Source organism: Spirosoma oryzae (assembly GCF_003002825.1).
Classification (GTDB): Bacteria; Bacteroidota; Bacteroidia; order Cytophagales; family Spirosomataceae; genus Spirosoma; species Spirosoma oryzae.
In genome coordinates, this window is the sequence record NZ_PVTE01000001.1 from 332746 (window position 1) to 351176 (window position 18431).

At 55.4% G+C, this 18431-nt stretch carries 18 protein-coding genes; 6 read left to right on the forward strand and 12 right to left on the reverse strand.

Going from position 1 to position 18431, the window contains the following annotated elements:
• Positions 1-361: 361 nt before the first annotated feature.
• The 3 genes from CLV58_RS01470 to CLV58_RS01480 all read left to right on the forward strand — a co-directional run bounded on the left by CLV58_RS01470 (position 362) and on the right by CLV58_RS01480 (position 2733).
• Complete coding sequence (locus tag CLV58_RS01470) at positions 362-982, forward strand: beta/alpha barrel domain-containing protein (protein WP_106135985.1); 621 nt, start codon at positions 362-364, stop codon at positions 980-982.
• A gap of 174 nt (positions 983-1156) precedes the next feature.
• Positions 1157-1621, forward strand: a complete 465-nt coding sequence (locus tag CLV58_RS01475) for a PspC domain-containing protein (protein ID WP_106135986.1) — start codon at positions 1157-1159, stop codon at positions 1619-1621.
• Positions 1622-1677: 56 nt separating this feature from the next.
• A complete protein-coding gene (locus tag CLV58_RS01480) occupies positions 1678-2733 on the forward strand; it encodes a LiaI-LiaF-like domain-containing protein (RefSeq protein ID WP_106135987.1) in 1056 nt (351 codons plus the stop codon).
• 154 nt (positions 2734-2887) lie between these two features.
• On the opposite strand, the gene CLV58_RS01485 is transcribed toward CLV58_RS01480, so the two are convergent.
• From CLV58_RS01485 to CLV58_RS01530, 10 genes are all read right to left on the reverse strand, one after another.
• Entirely contained in the window at positions 2888-3313 is a 426-nt protein-coding gene (locus CLV58_RS01485; RefSeq protein ID WP_245882170.1) for a hypothetical protein, read from the reverse strand.
• A 23-nt stretch (positions 3314-3336) separates the two neighbouring features.
• On the reverse strand, positions 3337-3801 hold the full coding sequence (locus CLV58_RS01490) for a hypothetical protein (protein WP_106135988.1): 465 nt from the start codon (positions 3799-3801) through the stop codon (positions 3337-3339).
• Between the two features lie 70 nt (positions 3802-3871).
• Positions 3872-4444 carry an RNA polymerase sigma factor gene (locus CLV58_RS01495; protein ID WP_106135989.1) on the reverse strand — a complete coding sequence of 191 codons (573 nt, stop codon included), beginning with the start codon at positions 4442-4444 and terminating at the stop codon, positions 3872-3874.
• Positions 4445-4560: 116 nt separating this feature from the next.
• On the reverse strand, positions 4561-5517 hold the full coding sequence (locus CLV58_RS01500) for a transketolase family protein (protein ID WP_106135990.1): 957 nt from the start codon (positions 5515-5517) through the stop codon (positions 4561-4563).
• Between the two features lie 35 nt (positions 5518-5552).
• On the reverse strand, positions 5553-6161 hold the full coding sequence (locus tag CLV58_RS01505) for a DUF4276 family protein (RefSeq protein WP_245882171.1): 609 nt from the start codon (positions 6159-6161) through the stop codon (positions 5553-5555).
• The gene (locus CLV58_RS01510; RefSeq protein ID WP_106135992.1) at positions 6122-7159 is read right to left on the reverse strand and encodes an AAA family ATPase; all 1038 of its coding nucleotides are present in this window, start codon (positions 7157-7159) and stop codon (positions 6122-6124) included. Before CLV58_RS01510 ends, CLV58_RS01505 begins: the two co-directional genes overlap by 40 nt.
• A gap of 109 nt (positions 7160-7268) precedes the next feature.
• Positions 7269-8126 (reverse strand): transketolase, encoded by an 858-nt coding sequence (locus CLV58_RS01515; RefSeq protein WP_106135993.1) that lies wholly within the window; start codon positions 8124-8126, stop codon positions 7269-7271.
• Positions 8127-8376: 250 nt separating this feature from the next.
• Positions 8377-8823 (reverse strand): thioredoxin-dependent thiol peroxidase, encoded by a 447-nt coding sequence (bcp, locus tag CLV58_RS01520; protein ID WP_106135994.1) that lies wholly within the window; start codon positions 8821-8823, stop codon positions 8377-8379.
• A gap of 109 nt (positions 8824-8932) precedes the next feature.
• On the reverse strand, positions 8933-11059 hold the full coding sequence (locus tag CLV58_RS01525) for a peptidoglycan DD-metalloendopeptidase family protein (protein WP_425443481.1): 2127 nt from the start codon (positions 11057-11059) through the stop codon (positions 8933-8935).
• A 54-nt stretch (positions 11060-11113) separates the two neighbouring features.
• Positions 11114-11725 (reverse strand): fumarylacetoacetate hydrolase family protein, encoded by a 612-nt coding sequence (locus tag CLV58_RS01530; RefSeq protein ID WP_106135995.1) that lies wholly within the window; start codon positions 11723-11725, stop codon positions 11114-11116.
• Positions 11726-11957: 232 nt separating this feature from the next.
• On the opposite strand from CLV58_RS01530, the gene CLV58_RS01535 reads away from it, so the two are divergent.
• On the forward strand, positions 11958-12782 hold the full coding sequence (locus CLV58_RS01535) for a M48 family metallopeptidase (protein ID WP_106135996.1): 825 nt from the start codon (positions 11958-11960) through the stop codon (positions 12780-12782).
• A 205-nt stretch (positions 12783-12987) separates the two neighbouring features.
• On the opposite strand, the gene CLV58_RS01540 is transcribed toward CLV58_RS01535, so the two are convergent.
• On the reverse strand, positions 12988-13989 hold the full coding sequence (locus CLV58_RS01540) for an LLM class flavin-dependent oxidoreductase (protein ID WP_106135997.1): 1002 nt from the start codon (positions 13987-13989) through the stop codon (positions 12988-12990).
• A 288-nt stretch (positions 13990-14277) separates the two neighbouring features.
• Here CLV58_RS01540 and CLV58_RS01545 point away from each other — a divergent pair, with 288 nt between their 5' ends.
• The gene (locus CLV58_RS01545) at positions 14278-16686 is read left to right on the forward strand and encodes a TonB-dependent receptor (protein ID WP_106135998.1); all 2409 of its coding nucleotides are present in this window, start codon (positions 14278-14280) and stop codon (positions 16684-16686) included.
• Between the two features lie 141 nt (positions 16687-16827).
• Positions 16828-17403 carry a hypothetical protein gene (locus CLV58_RS01550; protein ID WP_106135999.1) on the forward strand — a complete coding sequence of 192 codons (576 nt, stop codon included), beginning with the start codon at positions 16828-16830 and terminating at the stop codon, positions 17401-17403.
• Positions 17404-17507: 104 nt separating this feature from the next.
• Here CLV58_RS01550 and CLV58_RS01555 read toward each other — a convergent pair whose 3' ends face one another.
• A complete protein-coding gene (locus tag CLV58_RS01555; protein WP_106136000.1) occupies positions 17508-18410 on the reverse strand; it encodes an alpha/beta fold hydrolase in 903 nt (300 codons plus the stop codon).
• Between the last annotated feature and the right edge of the window lie 21 nt (positions 18411-18431).

The following is an 18431-nucleotide window of genomic DNA, read 5'->3' on the forward strand; positions in this document are numbered from 1 at the left end:
GTTATAGAACCGTACAATACCAGCGCGGTTTATGAATAAACAGATAAGTAGCCTGTAGCTGGTTAATGTACACATAACGAGTACACAGACGACGCGTAATGTTACCTCGGTATCGTTGCAACCGGCGATGGGACAGGGACAGACAATAAATCAGCGGTTGATTAGTGGAGCGTAGTTACATTGAAAAAAGTTAACTCAGGTCCGGAAAACGGGCTGGTTGTTCAGGGAAGTGCCGGGTATATGAACAGAGTCGGCCACAGTCCGACAATGAGCTACGGCCGTTGACAATGAAAGTCAATTCGCGGCTTGCACGTACATTTGTGCGATAATCATAGCGTTCGACAGTCGTATATCAGGTAGTATGGCACTTAGTACCCTCGTTAAAATTTCCAACGTTACCAATCTCAGTGATGCTCGTTATTGCGCCGGTATGGGCGTCGATCTGCTGGGTTTCTGCATGGACGCCGACGCGCCGGACTACGTCGATCCGGACCGTTTTGCTGCTATTCGGGGGTGGGTCGCCGGCGTGCAGATCGTCGGTGAAACGCACTCGACCGACCCCGTCGCCATTGAGCAGTTGGTTCAGGCCTACCAGCCCGACTACCTGCAGGTTGACGACGCGGCCATGCTGCCGTACCTGGCGTCGTTTGACAAGCCACTGATCCTGCGCGTTGATCTGACGACGACGAATTCCGCTCAACTCGAAGCCATCGTGCGTGACGGGTCAGCCACAGCTGAGTACATATTGCTGGAACGTGACGAGGCCCAGCCGCTCACTGCCGAGCAACAGGCTACCGTTTACAAACTGGCGGGAAAGTATCCGATTCTGCTCGGTACGGGCATCACCGCCGACAATGTGCATGAGCTGCTCGATGAACTGCCAGTTCGGGGAATCGCCCTGCGTGGTGGTGACGAAGAGAAACCCGGCGACAAAGAGTTCGGCGAACTGATGGATATCCTCGAAGCCATCGAAGAAGACTAATCCGCAAGCCACACAGACAGGAGACGGATGAGTTGGCAACTTTGTAGCTACTATGTATTACCTACTATCATTGAAAACATACTTCCATCAACAGCCCCGTCCATCCGTCCAATTCTGTTACCACCGGTCCCGATCGTCCCATAGCTTTACATCGTTAATCAACTACAAAACGCCATGACACAACGATTAGAGCGCATTGCCGACGAAGCCGTAGTCGGTGGTGTAGCGGCCGGACTGGCCCACTATTTCGGCATAAACCGCACGGTTGTTCGCTTGCTCTTTCTGATTGGCATCCCGCTGCCGGGTTTTCCTTCCTTGCTGATCTACTGTATCTTGTGGATCGTGATGCCGAAGCAGGCGCACGGCCTGTCGGTTCACTCTTCTACGTTCTACGCAAACCCCATGTTCTCCATGAATCCATACAATCCCAACCAGCCGAATGCGCAAAACCGTAGCCTGATCGGTGGGGCTATTCTGATCATCCTCGGCGTGCTTTTCCTAATCGACCGCTATTTCGACATCAGCTTCGGGGACCTGTTTCCGTTCATCCTGATTGCGCTGGGGTTGTGGTTCATCTTCCGCGACCAGATTCGCCCCCCGTACGATAACACAGGTAATCCGCCTTCTTCGGGTCTGTAAATCAACTGTCCGCGTCGACTCCGTCCGGGAGTCGACGCGGCTAATCTCTACTCATTATGCAACAACGACGAAAAGGCTTATTCTGGGGCTTGCTACTACTCACGCTGGGCGTTCTGTTTCTGGCGCGCCGGGCGGGTTGGCTCGACGTAAACTGGCACAGTCTGACCAACCTGTGGCCTGTACTGCTGATTCTGGCGGGTATCAACATCATCCTGGAACGGCGTGGCAATCCGGCTGCTTTCATCACGACGGTTATGCTCGCTGTTGCCGTTCCGATTACGCTCTTCGGCTTCTTCTCCCGCGATACTAATCGCTATCAGGTCGTCTGGGGGGATAATTACAATCGTGATCATGACGATACAGATTCGGACGATGGCGAAGACGGCGACAATGGAGACGACAGCGACGAAGCAGACGACGATGATAACGAAAGCGACTATCGGGCCGAGCGCGAACGCCGGAACGACGGAGTCGAGCGCAGCAGTACATTCACCGAAGCCATGACGCCTGACACGCGTGAAGCCGTGCTAAAAATGGCTGGCGGGGCCGGAGAGTTCAACATCGGCGGGACGTCGGATGAGCTGATCAAAGCCGATACGAAACAGACAGTGGGTTCCTATTCCATGTCGGTTGAACGCGACCCATCGACCCGCATTCCAACAATCGAACTGAAACCGACCGACGGAAATCAGCACATTGAGTTGAAAGACGGTAACTTCAAAAATCGCGTCGACGTGCAGCTGAATACGGCACCGATCTGGACGATGGATGTCGCGCTGGGAGCCGGGCAGGGTGAGCTGAATCTGAGTCAGTATGCTGTAAAGTCGCTCAAGGTTGCGGCTGGAGCTGCCAGCCTGGACGTAAAGCTGAGCGATAAAGTCGAGCAGTCGGACGTGAAGTTAGACGTGGGGGCCGCTTCGGTAACGGTGCGGGTTCCTAAAAACGTGGGTTGCCGCGTCAAAAAAGACGGTGCCCTGACCTCCGAAAACCTTGTCGGATTCACGGAAACCGGTGGTGGCGAATTTCTGAGCCCCGGCTACGATGCCTCGGCGAAGAAAATCACGATCCGTTTCGACGGCGGCCTATCGAGCCTGAAAGTCGTTCGATACTAGGGGGGGATACCGTGTACGGTATTCGGTTTACAGGTTTCGGTTGTCTCAGACGGCAGGACGCTGTCTGGATCAGCAACAAATAAAGGGGGACTGCAATGGCTGTAGTCCCCCTTTTCGTCGAAAATTATAACCGTGAGTCGCCGAAATCCGTAACCTAATCTCGCAGCCGTTTCAGGAGCATATTATTAAATACCTGCTCGGTCTTGTAAAGCTCGGCGAGTTGTTGCGGACTGATCACTTTCAGAAAGCGATTCGAGTACTCCGAATCCAGGTCAGCCAGCTTTTGCCGGGTCGCGTTGACTTCCCGGATGCCGTTTATAAGCTGATCGTCGTTTAGGTTAGCCCGACCCGGCTCGTTGTTGAGCTGCCGGATACGTCGATTCAGTTCCTGTTTCTTGTTATTGTAATCATTGTACACGGCCCAGAATCCAGTAGCTTGTTCGGGGGTCAGGTTGAGTCGGTTGGTAATCATGCCGATTTTGGCCGATTCAATTTTCTGACGTCCATTTAAGTCCTGTGCTCCGGCTGCGGTAGCCAGCGTCAGCAAGCCGGCTAGCAGACCAACACATGCGTAGTTCATGGCAGTTATACGTTTTATCAAAATCAGGAGTCCAGATTTTTTGTCTCCGTAAAGTTTTGTTCGTCGAGTTGCTGACGAATATCAGTTGGCTGTACGTTTAGGTACTGAATCGCGGTACTATCGCTGCCCATCGACGCATTGATCTGACCAATATCAGCCAATTCGTACGGATTAAGCCCCTGATCGTCAAGATAAGCCGCGATTGCGTCATCACTGACACCGGTCAGGGCCTCGGAAGGCAGTGCCTCCTGTCGTTGGGGTATGGTCTGCCAAACGAGCACCGCTACCAGACCAGCTCCCGCCAGTGTTGCCAGTGACCGTTGCCACGACCAACTGACCGAGAAAGCCGGTTTCGACTTACGGGCTACACGGGCCTGAACCCGCATCGGTAATTCATCGAAATAACCCGCAGGCGCCTGAAACGGCTGTTGCCGCAGCGGGTGCTCAGGTGGTAATTCGTCGAGCCGGAAAAAATCGTCCGTGTTCATAAGGAAGGTTGAGCAAGCAACTGTCTTAAATCATCTATGTACCGATTTGACTGATTCCCAGCCGCTGGGTTTAATCCGACGTGTCAGTTTTCTTGATAAAATCCTCTATCTTTTTTACCGCCAGGTGATACGATGCTTTCAGCGCCCCGACCGACGTACCGGTGATTTCGGCGATGTCCTCGTATTTCAGATCATCGAAATACTTCATGTTGAACACCAGCCGCTGTTTGTCGGGTAGCTTGAGCAGGGCCTGCTGTAGTTTCAGCTGTACCTCGTCGCCACTCGGGTCGTTCCCCGACGTTGTGTAGCTGGTATTGCTTTCCAGCTTCTCCATCAGCTCGCCCTCCACATCGCCGATAGGCAGGAAAAAGCGTCGACGTTTCTTGTTGAGGAAATTAAGACACTCGTTGGTCGCAATGCGGTACACCCATGTGTACAACTGACTATCCCCCCGAAACTGTTCCAGACTATTCCAGACTTTGATAAACGTTTCCTGCACCAGATCATCGGCATCGTCGTGGTCGATGACCATTTTCCGAACATGCCAGTAGATCTTCTGCTGATATTTACGCACCAGCAGATTAAAGGCATAGTTCCGGCTCGACGGATCGCGAAATTTGGCAAGCAGTTCTTCGTCAGTCATACGTTGCGGTGGTCGGTTTACGGTATTCGGTTTGCGGTGGATTCACTGTAGGGTACCAAGTCGATACACATTACTAGTAGTACTACCGTAAACCGAATACCGTGAACAGTAAACCGTCACTTCTTCCGGCTCATTACTTTTTTCACCTGAGCGACGATGTTTTCGGCGGTCAGACCGTACTTCTCCATGAGTTGGGCGGGCGTGCCGCTTTCGCCGAACGTGTCGTGTACACCCACGTACTCGATGGGAGCGGGGTAGTTGCGCGCTACTACCTGCGCAACGCTGTCGCCCAGACCACCGTTGAGCATGTGCTCTTCGGCTGTCACGGCGCAGCCCGTTTTCTTGATCGACGCCAGAATCGCTTCTTCATCCAACGGTTTAATCGTGTGAATGTTAATGATGTCGGCTTCGATGCCCTCAGCTGCCAGCGTTTCGCCCGCTTTGATGGCTTCCCAAACGAGGTGACCCGTGCAGAAAATCGACACGTCGCTACCTTCGTTTACGGTCCAGGCTTTGCCGATCTCGAATTTCTGATCGGCGGGGGAAAATACTGGAATAACCGGACGGCCAAACCGCAGGTAGACCGGTCCTTCGTGCTCCGCAATGGCAAGCGTAGCGGCTTTGGTCTGGTTATAATCGCAGGGGTTGATAACGACCATGTTGGGCAGCATCTTCATCATGCCCAGATCTTCCAGAATCTGGTGCGTCGCGCCGTCTTCGCCCAGCGTCAGCCCCGCGTGTGATGCGCAGATTTTGACGTTTTTGTTCGAATAAGCGACCGACTGCCGGATCTGGTCGTAGACGCGGCCCGTGGCGAAGTTGGCGAAGGTCGTGGCGAAGGGAATATGCCCACCGATGGTCAGACCGGCCGATACGCCGATCATGTTGGCTTCGGCGATACCGCACTGCACGAACCGCTCCGGGTTTTCCTTGATAAACGTGTCGAGTTTAAGCGAACCGGCGAGGTCGGCGGTCAGCGCAACGACTTTGGGGTTGGTACGGCCCAGTTCGGCAATACCCGCGCCGAAGCCCGAGCGCGTATCTTTTGATTCTGTGTATTCGTATTTTTTCATTGGGTGTAGCGACGTCCGGGAACGCCGTATCATGGTTAGTTCGCCGAAGCGAGGGTTTGCAATTTCCTTAAAAAATACTGTGCCGACGGGCAGTTCGGATGCGCTGCCGCCCGCTCGATGGTAAAGCCACAACCCAGCATTGTTCTGGCAAAGGCTTTCTTGTCGCCAATGCCCCTGCCCGTGTACTGTTTGCGTAACGCATTTAATTCATCAACGGGATTCGATACTGCTTCGGGACTGGGATGTTCAAAGCTCGTCTGGAACAGGTTGTGCAAGGTTCGGGAGTCGGCTAGGAACCATGCTTCCAGTGCCTGCACAGCAATGCAGGTTACTGTGTCCGCTGCCTGATATACCTCGCTTTTAACGAGTTCAAACGAGGTGGCGTTATCCATGTCTCGAAGTACGATGATCCACGTTGCGCCTGCATCCCGCAGTAGCTGAACCTGTGTGTTCATTCGTTGGCTGCTGGCCTTCAGATTTCCCTTGCCATCAATATCAATCACATCGCCCACCTGTTCGATTTGCTTTGTCCGCAGGTACGTTTGGAACTCCACTGATTTCAAAATTATCTTCTCTGAGCCACCTTCAACAATAAACCCAACTTTTACCACGGCAAGCCACCTCCCAAAGCCCCTGTTAGCCACGCTTCATCAGTTGGCAGATCGTATAGATTACGTCCCTTGATTTGGCGTGTTTGCGTTGCACCGTTTACTTTGTTGACCAAGATTATTTCGTCAGTCGTTAGGCCGCGCACCAGTGATTCAGAGTGTGTGTTCAACCAGATGTAGTGACCTTTCTCTTCACACTGTTGCCGGAGAAAATTAACTAGAGACATCAAAACCTGTGGATGCAAGCCATTCTCCGGTTCTTCAATGCACAGAAACTGTGGTTTGTCATCGCTTTGGTAAACCGCAGTCAGTAAAGCCAGAATATTGTACGTGCCGTCAGAGATCAAATCCTTCGTAAAATATTCGGAAGATGAACTTTCAAACCAGTGCAACTCATCCCGATCATCGACTTCAACCGCTTTAAAGCCCGGTACAAATAAATCCAGCCATTCGAATATTTCGTCGCGCAGAATGGGGTTCGTAAGAATACGCTTTAGAACTTTTTCGAGGTTGTTGGCTGACGGTAGCAAACGCAAGTTGTCATTCAGTATGATTTTATCAATACCTGAATGCCTAACAAAAACTCTACTGAAACTATTGTAGAATTCTTTCCATTCCTTCAGGGGCACTATCTCATCGTCATTATTCCAGCCTGGGAAATTTTCAAAAGAAATTACTCTTCTTGAAATTTCTCGTCTGTCTCCGGCGGCTTCGTTTTCTGCATTTATTTTATCTAAATGGGCTTTAGATACATAGTGTTTTGCAAAGCTAGACTCTGAATTTCCAAAGTCGGTTTTCAAATAAAAGCCGACCATATCTTCTGATCTATTCCTGAATAGGAAATTTTCTTCGCCTAAGAACAGTCTGTCAGTATCGCGAAATTTTGTGTTGATTGTGAAGAATTCCAAAGCCTCGAAAATATTCGATTTGCCGGAACCGTTGGGGCCGACAAAGACCGTGAACGGATTCGGCTCAATGAGTTCGATCCGTTCAATAGACTTGAAATTTTCGATGACCAGGCGGTTGATCTTCATCGACGCAACGCGGGAAATAAGCCGGTGCCGGCAGGACGCGAAAAACGGGTTGAGACAGGAGGTGGCTACCAAGCCTAAAAGGTTTCAAAAACCTTTTAGGCTTTCAGACCTAGTAATCGGTGAGGCCGACGGACAGGGGCAGTTGGTTCATGGCTTGGGTTACCTGCTCCGCGTTGGGGGCTACGCCGTGCCATTTGTAGTTGCCAACCATGTAATCGACGCCAAAGCCCATTTCGGTATGCATCAGAATCAAGGTCGGAACGTCGGGATTCTCTTGGGCTTTCTTCAGCGTCCGAACGACGTCGGCCATGTCATTGCCTTTCATTTCTTCGACGTGCCAGCCAAACGCTTTATATTTCGCGGCTAAGTCCCGGTTATCGTTGACGTATTCGGTTTTACCGTCGATCTGCGCCAGGTTATAATCGACAACGGCGGTCAGGTTACCCAGTTTTTTGTTGGGTGCAAACTGCGCAGCTTCCCAGATTTGGCCTTCCTGCTGCTCGCCGTCGCCCATCAGTACGTAGACGTGTTTGTCGTCGCCGTTGAGTTTCTTGGCGTAGGCGGCACCGGCAGCTACCGACAGCCCCTGACCCAGCGAACCCGACGCGATGCGGATGCCCGGCAGGTGTTCAGCGGTAGTGGGGTGTCCTTGCAGGCGGCTGTCGAGTTTACGGAAAGTAGCCAGCTCTGCCAGTGGGAAGTAACCCGCACGGGCCAGTACCGAATAGAAAACGGGGGAGATGTGGCCGTTTGACAGAAAGAACAGGTCTTCGTCGGTGCCGTCCATGTTGAAGATTGGCGTGCCGTCGGCGTCGCGTTTCAGGCGCATCACGTCGAAATACAGGGCGACCAAAAAGTCAGTGCAGCCGAGCGAGCCGCCGGGGTGCCCCGAATTAACAGCTGCAACCATGCGGACAATATCCCGCCGGACAGCGGTGGCAACGTGTTCGAGTTGTTCGATTTCCATGTGGAGGTTTACTGGTTATTTTGGGTGTAATAATACGGCTTTACAGCTAACTGAGCGGCTTTTTATGGACAGGATTGCCGGATTGACAGGATTTTATCTATTCCTGATTGCAGTTTAACAGGCCAATGTGTGAATGGCACGCGGATGACGCGGATACTGCGGATTGCCGCTGATTACTTAATTTGTGCTGATCCGCACTATCCGTGTCATCCGCTTGCCATCTAATCCTGTAATCCTGTCAAAAAAGTAATCAGCCCAGCAGTTGGTTGGCGTGGTTCTTCGTGTCGATTTTGCCAATAATGTCGGTGATGATGCCCTGTTCGTCAATGACGAAGGTCGTGCGGACGATGCCCATGTACGTACGACCATAATTCGATTTTTCCTGCCAGACACCATACGCGTTGACGATCTGCTTATCTGTGTCGGCGACAAGTCGAAACGGAAGCTCATATTTGTCAGCAAACTTCCGATGCGACGCCTGACTGTCCGTACTGACGCCCAGTACCTCGTAGCCAGCCGCCTGTAGGTCGCTGTACCTGTCGCGCAGGCTACAGGCCTGTGCGGTGCAGCCGGGCGTATTGTCTTTCGGGTAAAAATACAGCGCCACGCGTCGGCCCCGGTAGTCGGAGAGCCGGACGGTATCGCCGTTTTGATCGATGCTCGTAAAATCAGGAGCCGTATCGCCAATAGTGAGCATAAGTGTAGTTTTCGGTTTACAGTTTTCAGTATACGGTTTCGGTTTGGTCTACATTTTCGCTACGTCCGCAAAACACCGAAAACGGTAAACCGAAAACCGTATACTGAACTCATTTTCGCTTGCGCTTCTTGGTGGTTGCCTTCTTTGTCGCCGTTTTGCGGGCTGGTGGGCGGGGCGTATGAATTGTGGTTTCGGCCTGCCCGATGTTGCCGGCGCGGTCTTTCACCTGAACGACTACCTCTGCCCCGGATTCGAACAGTTCGGTTGGGTCGAGCTTGTCCGACCAGAGCAACGCGCGCTTGTAGTCGTATTGCATCAGCACCCATTCACCGTCGACCAGCGCCCGAAAGTCGGCGATACCGGATAAGTCGTCGCGAATTTTGGCCGTAATGCCGTTGGGCGTCGCGCCCGTGATCTGTACCGTTGGTGGCGTGTTATCCGTCAGGATTTTGAACCGACCCAGGTTGCGGGTGCGGAAATCGATCCGGCCGTTCTGCCAGCTACCGCCCAGAAAACTCGGACGACCCGCGCTGACCCAGTACATCTTCGTCCGCATGGTGTCGATCGTACCAGGTGAATAGCCCGACTGATACTGTACGGAAAGAAAGTCGTTGAGCGGGATGGTCGACTGATTGATTTCCAGCCCACCGCCGGGTAGCGGTCGGACGGCGAGGTGTAGTGTGTCGAACAAGGTTTTAGGGGAGAACGACAGCCGTGCTGCCCCCACGGTCAGTGTTTCCGCCCGACCCGGCAGGATGCGTTTCCGGAAATTGGTGCGGACAACCTGCCGTCCGAACAGAATCGAATCGGGCATTGTCTTGCGCAAATCGATCAGATAAACGGCCCTGTCGCCCTGCACGTAACTCACTGCCTGACTGACCGCGCTACGGCCGGTTACCAACTGCGCGGTAGGCGGGTTGCTGATCGATACGTTGCGAACGGTGAGCTTCAGCACGTTCTCGTCGGTAGTAATCGTCGCGACGGGCGGGCCGGAGGGTTGCACGAGGGGTGGAGACACCCCCGGCGCGGGCAAATCGACCTCACTGCTGTCGACGGGCTCGGCTTCCGGGTCGCTGGCGAGCGTATCGGCAGGGGGCGACGTGCGCACACCGTCGGGCAGAATCGTGAATGATAGCCGGGCTGCGTGGTCGTACGCGTCGAACAGCGTGATTGTCACCTCATGCGGTTTGCCGTCGAGGAGTGGCAGGCGACCCCGGTAAGCCGAATTGACGGCTGAGTAAAGTTGCAGCGTGTTGCCGTCGGCAAGGTAGCCCCGGTGGTAACGCTGCCCCGTTGTCTGTTCGACCTCGTAGTTTTCGTGGATGTTCAGAAGCCGCGTCTGCTCATTGGGAAAACTGTTCATGTTGTAGGCAAACACCTCCCGGCCGTCGAGCCGGACCTCCATGCAGTTGATCCCATTCCGGTACGGCGACCCGTTGGCTTTGTCGTAGCCCAGCACTTCCAGCCCGATCAGCCCCGACGCGGATACCGGCTGGGTAAGCACGTACGAGCCATCGGACCGGCGGACGGGCGCGTAGCTAACCCGCTGGTATTCGCCGTTGATGCGCGACTCGGCCGTCATGGTTTTCAGGGCAATGCGCTCGAAATAGGGCGGTACGTCGTCGCTCAGTTCCGAAAAATTGTAGAGCAGCGGGTTGATGAGGTTGTCGCGGGCATCGCGGATTTCGAAATGCAGGTGCGGTCCACCCGATCCGCCCGTATTGCCCGACGCGGCAATCACGTCGCCTTTTTTAACGGTAAACTGACCGGGGGCCGGGCGCAGGTCGATCTCGAACGTTTTGCGGGCGTACTGTTGCTCGTGCAGGTACCGCCCCAGCGTGTCGTTCAGCGTTTTGAGGTGACCGTACACCGTTGTCAGGCCGTTGGGGTGTTTCAGGAAAACGACGTTACCGTAGCCGCCGGTAAACACGGCAATGCGTGACACATAGCCGTCGGCAGCCGCGTGAACCGGCAAGCCTTCCCGGCCACCCGTCCGAATGTCGAGTCCGGCGTGAAAGTGGTTGGGCCGCAGGTCGCCCAGCCCACCCGACAGCGAGTTGGCACCACCCGGTTGAATCGGAAACAGAAAATAGCCGGGCTGAACGGTGCCCGACTGAATATAACCGGCGGGACGATTCGGGGTCGTCTGACCGGTGCCGGCTGCTGGGGTTTGCGCCCACAACTGACCGAAGACGGACAGCGTAAGCAGGGCACTATAAAACAGGAATTGTTTCAACGAGAAAAAGAAAAGCAAGCGATTCGCTACTGACTAGACGAACCGGTCAGGGAATTATTTTACGTCGACCGTCAGCATGGGGCGGTCTTCCAGGAAGCACGTCAGCGTATCGCCGATCTGTACGGGGCCAACGCCCTTGGGCGTACCGGTGAACAGGATATCGCCCTGTTGCAGCAGGAAATAACGCGACACGAACGAAATCAGGTAATCGATCTTGAACAGCATCAGGCTCGTGTTGCCCTGCTGCCGCGTCTGGCCGTTGACGTCGAGCCGGAAGTTGAGATTTTGCAGGTCCGGGAACTCTGTCTTGGGAACGAAATTCGAAATGGGGGCCGAGCCGTTGAATGCTTTGGCCAGTTCCCACGGCAGTCCCTTCGCTTTTAATTTGCTCTGTACGTCGCGCGCCGTGAAGTCGATGCCCACACCAATTTCGTCGTAGTATTTGTGCGCGAACTTCTGGTCGATGTTTTTGCCGACGCGGCTGATTTTAACCAGCACTTCTACCTCGTGGTGTACGTCCCTGGAAAAGTCGGGGTAGAAGAACGGTTCATGACGCAGCGGGAGGGCCGTTTCGGGCTTCAGGAAGATGACCGGATCGTCGGGCTGTTCGTTGTTGAGTTCGTGGATGTGGTCGACGTAGTTGCGGCCAACGCAGATTAGTTTCATAGGAGTACCACGGGGTATGGCCCTGGTCAGAAGCGGGCGAAGGAAAATAAAGCAGGCGGTGACGTAACCTGCACCGGCTCGTATTAAACAAACGGGATACGCGCAAATCTAAGCAGTAAAGCGCCCCTGACCACGCCGATGGGTAAAAAATCAAACAAACCCGCCGACGTAACAGTCATAGTGAGTGTTCGGATTTTTGCCATTTACACACAAAAGAAAAACAAAGTACCCAATGAAAAAGATGATGATCGCGCTGTTCGGCCTTGCCCTCGCCATAACAGCTTGTGAGCGCGTACCGCTAACGGGGCGCCGGCAACTAATTCTCGTGCCGAACAACGACATGCTCAGCATGAGTTTTATGCAGTACAAACAGTTTCTCGATACCAGTAAAGTCGTCAGCAGTAATTCCGGCGACGCTGAAATGGTTAGTCGGGTCGGGAATCGTATCCGGCAGGCGGTCGAAACGTACATGAACAGCAACGGCCTGAGCAAGCGGCTGGAAGGCTTCAAGTGGGAGTATCACCTGGTGCAGAGTCCGCAGGTAAACGCCTGGTGTATGCCCGGTGGCAAGATCGTGGTGTACTCCGGTATTCTGCCGTATACGCAGAATGAAGCCGGGCTGGCAACGGTACTGGGCCACGAGGTGTCGCACGCGGTGGCCGAGCATGGTAACGAACGGATGAGCGAAGGCCTGGTAGCCAATGGGCTGCTACAGGCCGGGCAGGTTGCTACCGGTATCGCTACTTCGGCCCGCAGCCCGCAGACGCAGGCTATTTTCCAGCAGGCATTTGGCGTCGTTGGCCCACTGGCCTATCAGTACGGTGTTGGGTTGCCGCACAGCCGTCGCCAGGAGTCGGAAGCCGATCACCTGGGTTTGATCTTTATGGCGATGGCCGGGTATGATCCCAACCAGGCCATTGCCTTCTGGACCCGTATGGCGCAGGCGGGTGGCGGCAAAGCACCGGCTGAATTCCTGTCGGATCACCCCTCCGATGCCCGTCGTATCGCCGATCTGAAAAGCCTGTTGCCGGAAGCGATGAAGTATTATAAACGGTAGGTTAGTTTTCGGTATACAGTTTACGGTTTTCGGTAGTTCTCATGGGTAGGGGCTCTGTACTGAAGACAGCAAATAATCAACAGCATATAAATAAATGAAGCCGCTCCTCGCATCAGAAGGGCGGCTTCGTTGTGTTTGCCGTAAATCGATCTGTTGGACCCACATACACAGTGACCCGAAAACCGTATACCGTAAATCGGGTAACTTAAACCACCACTCCGGCCAGTTCTTCCCGGACCTGGGCGACCAGTTCGATGGAACGAAGGCGGGCCGACTGATCGAAGACAGGCGCGGTCATAATCAGTTCGTCGGCACCGGTCTGGTCGATGATGCGGGACAGCCCCTGCCGGACAGTGTCGGGCGACCCAACGACCGAATACCGCAGCATCTGTTCCATACCCGCCAGTTCGTCGGGCGATGCCAGCCGGTTGATGTCGTCGACGGGCGGGGCCATCTGCGAGGCTTTGCCACGTCGGATGTTCAGAAACTGCTGCTGCACCGACGTGAACAACCGCCGGGCTTCCGCGTCGGTATCGGCAGCGACGGCGTTCAGCGCCACCATCATGTACGGCTCTGACAGCGTTGCCGACGGGCGAAACTGCGAGCGGTAGGTTTGGATGGCCTGTAGCAGATGCGTTGGCGCAAAGTGCGAGGCAAAGGCGTAGGGGAGACCCAAATAAGCGGCCAGTTGAGCCCCGAACAGACTCGACCCCAGTATCCAGATCGGCACGTTCAGCCCTTCGCCCGGCACGGCCCGTACGCGTTGCCCGTCTTCCGCATCGCCAAAGTACCGTTGCAACTCAAGCACGTCCTGCGGAAAGCTGTCGGCCTGCGTGTTGCTGCGCCGAAGCGCCTGGGCGGTATACCCGTCAGAACCCGGTGCGCGGCCCAGTCCCAGATCGATCCGGCCGGGATAAAGTGATTCCAGCGTGCCGAACTGCTCGGCAATAACCAGGGGAGCATGATTGGGCAGCATAATACCCCCCGACCCAACGCGTATCGTTTTCGTACCTGCCGCCACGTACCCGATCACGACGGAGGTAGCGGCACTGGCTACGCCGGGCATATTGTGGTGTTCGGCCAGCCAGTATCTATTGTACCCCAGTGCTTCGGCCCGCTGCGCCAGCGCCAGTGTGCTGCGGAACGAATCTGCTGGCGTACTGCCGGCAACGACGGGCGATAAATCAAGAATTGAAAAAGGAATCATAACCGAGTGAAAGAGCGACAGCCTAGCGACTGTCTGTTTGGATGAAAACGGTGGGGGCGCGGGAAAAGGTTCTTGCTACGGTATTCGGTTTACAGTTTCTGGCGAGGTAGCCAGTTGCGTAATGGCTGCTATCGGTTACCCTTCGTTGAGTAATTTCTCGTGCCGCTCACCGTAAACCATATACCGTGAATTGAATACCTTTTGCCCCGCTCTGCAACCAAACCCGAACTTTTTCGTTAATATTGCAACATCGTTGCAAATGTGGCCAAGCAAGCTGCACTAGCGTTCATGCCCATTCATCGTTTCGCATACACACTTCTTTTCGTTACTGTCAGCCTGTTGCCGCTGACGGTGCTGGGACAGGCGACCTGTACGGGTGCGCTGACCGGCCGGATTACGGGGCAGGACAACGGGCAACCGTTGCCCGGCGCATCGGTGTACGTGCGGGAGCGGCAAACCGGAGCCATTACCGATACCGTCGGCGTATTTCGTATCAGCCCGCTTTGTCCCGGTACCTACACGCTCACCATCGAATACATCGGCTATAAAACCCTGACCATACCGGCGACGGTTGGTGCCGATTCACTAACGACGCTGGCCACCATCCGGCTAGTGCCCGACAACCACACCTTGCAGGAAGTGGTCGTGACCGAACACCGGTCGGAAGCCCAGAAATTATTGCAGGTGCAGGCGGGCTTGAGTGGTAACGCGCTCAATGCCACGCGGGGACAGTCACTGGGGGAAAGCCTCAAAACCCTGCCCGGCCTGTATTCGATTCAGACGGGACCGTCGATCTCGAAACCAGTTATTCATGGCCTGTACAGCAACCGGATCATTACGCTGAATAATGGCGTGCGGCAGGAAGATCAGCAGTGGGGTACTGAGCATGCCCCCCAGATCGATCCGTTTCTGGCGACGCGCATCACCGTCATTAAGGGAGCTGCCGGTATCCGGTACGGGTCCGATGCCATCGGGGGCGTCATTCTGATCGAGCCGGCCGCCATGCCTACTGCCATCGGGCTGGGTGGTGAACTGAATCTGGTCGGCGCGACGAACGGGCGACAGCAGACAGCCTCGGGGTTGATCGAGCAGGCGCTGGGTGGCCCACTAAAAGGGTTAAGCTGGCGGGTGCAGGGAACGCTTAAAAAGGTTGGCTATGCCCGAACGCCCGACTACTTTCTGGAGAACAGCAGTTACCGGGAGACAAACTATTCGGCGGGGTTGAACTACACCCGACAGAACGTCGGTGTCGATCTGTTCTACAGCCAGTTTGCCACGCGAATTGGCTTGTTCAGAGGAGCGCAGGTCGGTAGCCTTTCCGATTTTTACGCGGCCATCGCCCGTACCGAACCATTGCGTCAGCCGGGTTTTTCGTACGCACTCGATCGGCCGTATCAGGACGTGCAGCACGATTTGTTTCGGCTGCGGGCCTTCGTTCGCTCCGACCGCTGGGGTACGCTGACGGCGACTGTCGCGCGGCAGCAGAACGTTCGGCAGGAGTACGATTTGCTGTCGTTTAGCCGCTCAACCGATCCGGAACTGTACCTGAAACTGGTGACGCACACGGCCGATCTGGTGTGGGAACACGCGCCGGTGCCGACGAAAAACGGCGGGCGCTGGACGGGTAGTGCGGGCTTCAGCGGCATCACGCAGGGAAACGTCCGGCGGTTTCTGTTCCTGATTCCGAATTTTCGCAACTACGGAGCCGGGCTGTTTGCCATCGAACGCTATGCCCGTGGGCGCTGGACGGTGGAGGGTGGCCTGCGCTACGACTACCGCTGGCTGCGCGCCTATTTCCGGGATGAGGTCACGGACCGCGTCACCAACCAAACCCGCGACTGGCAGAACGTGATGGGCTCGCTGGGCGCAACGGTTCAACTGACGCCCGAGCTGGCCCTGACGGGGACCTTCAGTACGGCCTGGCGGGCACCGAACGTCAGCGATCTATATTCCGACGGGCTGCATCAGAGCGCGGTAGCCTACGAGCGCGGCAATCCAAATCTGAATCCGGAATACGCGTACAACACCAACCTGAACGTCGAATACAACCGAAACCGGCTGCGGGTCGACCTGGGGCTGTACAACAACCGGATCAACAACTACATCTACCTTAAACCAGACTCCGTCCCGATTGTGCGGCAGCGGGGGGCATTTCCGGCGTACACCTACAACCAGGTGCTGGCCACGTTTCGCGGTGTCGACGCGACGATTCAGTACAAACTGCTGCCCCGGCTGACGCTTGTTTCCAAGACCTCGCTGCTGTTTGCGTACGACCATACCAACAACGACTACCTGGTCTATATTCCGCCCAACCGAACCGACAACGGCCTGCGCTACGACTTCATCGGTACCGACGGTAGCGCGTCGCGCCGGGTGTCGGGGTTGTATGTCAGTGCCAATGTGCTGTATGTAGCCCGGCAGAACCGGGCCCCGGCAGTGAGTGAGCGGCAGGAAAATGGGCAGCTCATTTTCACGGGTGATTTTGCGCCCCCGCCCCCCGCCTACACGTTGGTCGGTGCCGAAGCGGGCATGCGCTGGCAGGTGGCCGGGCATCCACTGAGTATCATTCTGACGGGCTCGAACCTGTTGAACCGAGCGTACCGCGATTACCTCGACCGGTTCCGCTACTTCGCCGACGAGCCCGGTCGCAACATCATGCTGAAGCTGCGGATGCCCCTGGGCCAGCGGAAAAGCTGATTTTATAGACGAAAGAGAAAAGACATGAGAAGAAAGACGTCAGTCGCTGGCCTAATCCGTCCTTTTTCTTTCCTCTCATGTCTTTCCTCTTTCCTCTTTCCTCTTTCTTCTTACATCTTTTTTCTTCTAACAAACAAGTCTATGCAACCCGTACAAAAATCCTCGCTATTGTTTTTGCTGGCCGTTGGCCTACTGGCTGGTGCCTGTAAGAAAGATGAACAGAACGTCGATCCGACTGACGACAATGAAGCCATCACCACGGCCACGCTTTCCCTGACGAATACGGCGTCGGCAACGGACGTCGTGACGGGAACGATCGAAAACCTGAACACCTCGGCTACCTTCACCAACGCAACGCTGAATCTGAAAGCGAACACGACTTACAACGGGTCGATCACGCTGCTCGACAAAACCAAAACGCCAACGGTCGACGCGACGGAAGAAATTCGGGAAAAGACCAATGAGCACCTGTTTGTGTATATGTACATGCCCACCGGAACCACGACATCGACTATGTCGGTAACGCTCACCGACCGCGATACCAATCCAGCGCCGGGGCCGTATCCGGTTGGGCTGACCACCCGGATGCAGACAGGGGCGACCGCCGGTTCAGGGTCAATGCATGTCGTGTTGCGCCACCAGCCAAACAGCAAAGATGGTACGGCTACGCCCGGTTCGTCTGATCTGGACACCTCGTTTCCTGTCGTGATTAAGTAAGGTTGACAGCATATTGTCAACGCGACGAGCCCCATTCCTCGCCAGTGAGGAATGGGGCTCGTCGTATTTTTCTGTCGGTCTGCCGACAGGAAAGAGCGTGGCAGTTAAGCCGGTCGGGAGGACTGGTCAGTTACGGGTTGATCGGCCAGGAAGCGCAGCAGGTATTGGGTGAGCTGGCCGGGTGCTTCGCGGCTGGGAAAATGCCCGACGCCCGGCAGTATCACCCGCGTGAACGGCCCCGTAAACTTCTCGTGCACCGATTCGCTGACCCAGGGCGGATTTACCCCGTCGACTGCGCCCTGCACGTACAGGGCGGGTAGCGATAACGTCTGGGTGGCCTTCACCTGATCGTCGAGCGGGCGGCTACGCGGGTCCGGCTCGGCTTCATCCCAGCGCGCCTGGTAAGAATGCAGCGTAACGGGTACAAAATCCGGGTTTCGCCAGCTTAGCGACGCTTTGTCGAACGTAGCCTGCTCGTACCAGCCCTTCGGCGACCAGTTGTCCCACATGATTTTGGCGAAACCAATCGGGTCGGCCTTCACGGCTTCCTGCCCGCGTTTAGTGGCCTGAAACCAGTGGTACCACTGCAACTGCGCGTGTTGAAAGGGTGGCGTCTTAAGCCCACCCAACCGGGGTGGGGTCGACAGTTGCGCCAGGCGGCTGATGCGGCCAACAGCAAGGGCTTCGCCGATGTTTGAGCCCCAGTCGTGACCGATTACGCTGAGTGTATCGATACCCAGCGCGTCGAGAAAGTCGCGCATGTCCAGCGCCAGCATGGCGGCATTGCCGGTCCGGGGCGTATCCGGCTGGCGAAAGGTCGTGGGGCTGAATCCGCGCAGCCAGGGTGCTAGCACCCGGTACCCGGCATCGGCCAGCGGCTGTAGCACCCCATCCCAGGTCGTTGCGTCGTCGGGCCAGCCGTGAAGCAGTAATACGACCGGCCCATCGGCAGGGCCGCGTTCCCGATAGGCAACGGATAACAGTTCGGTGTCAACTTGTTTATACATCAGCAGGTCAGTCCGTTGAGA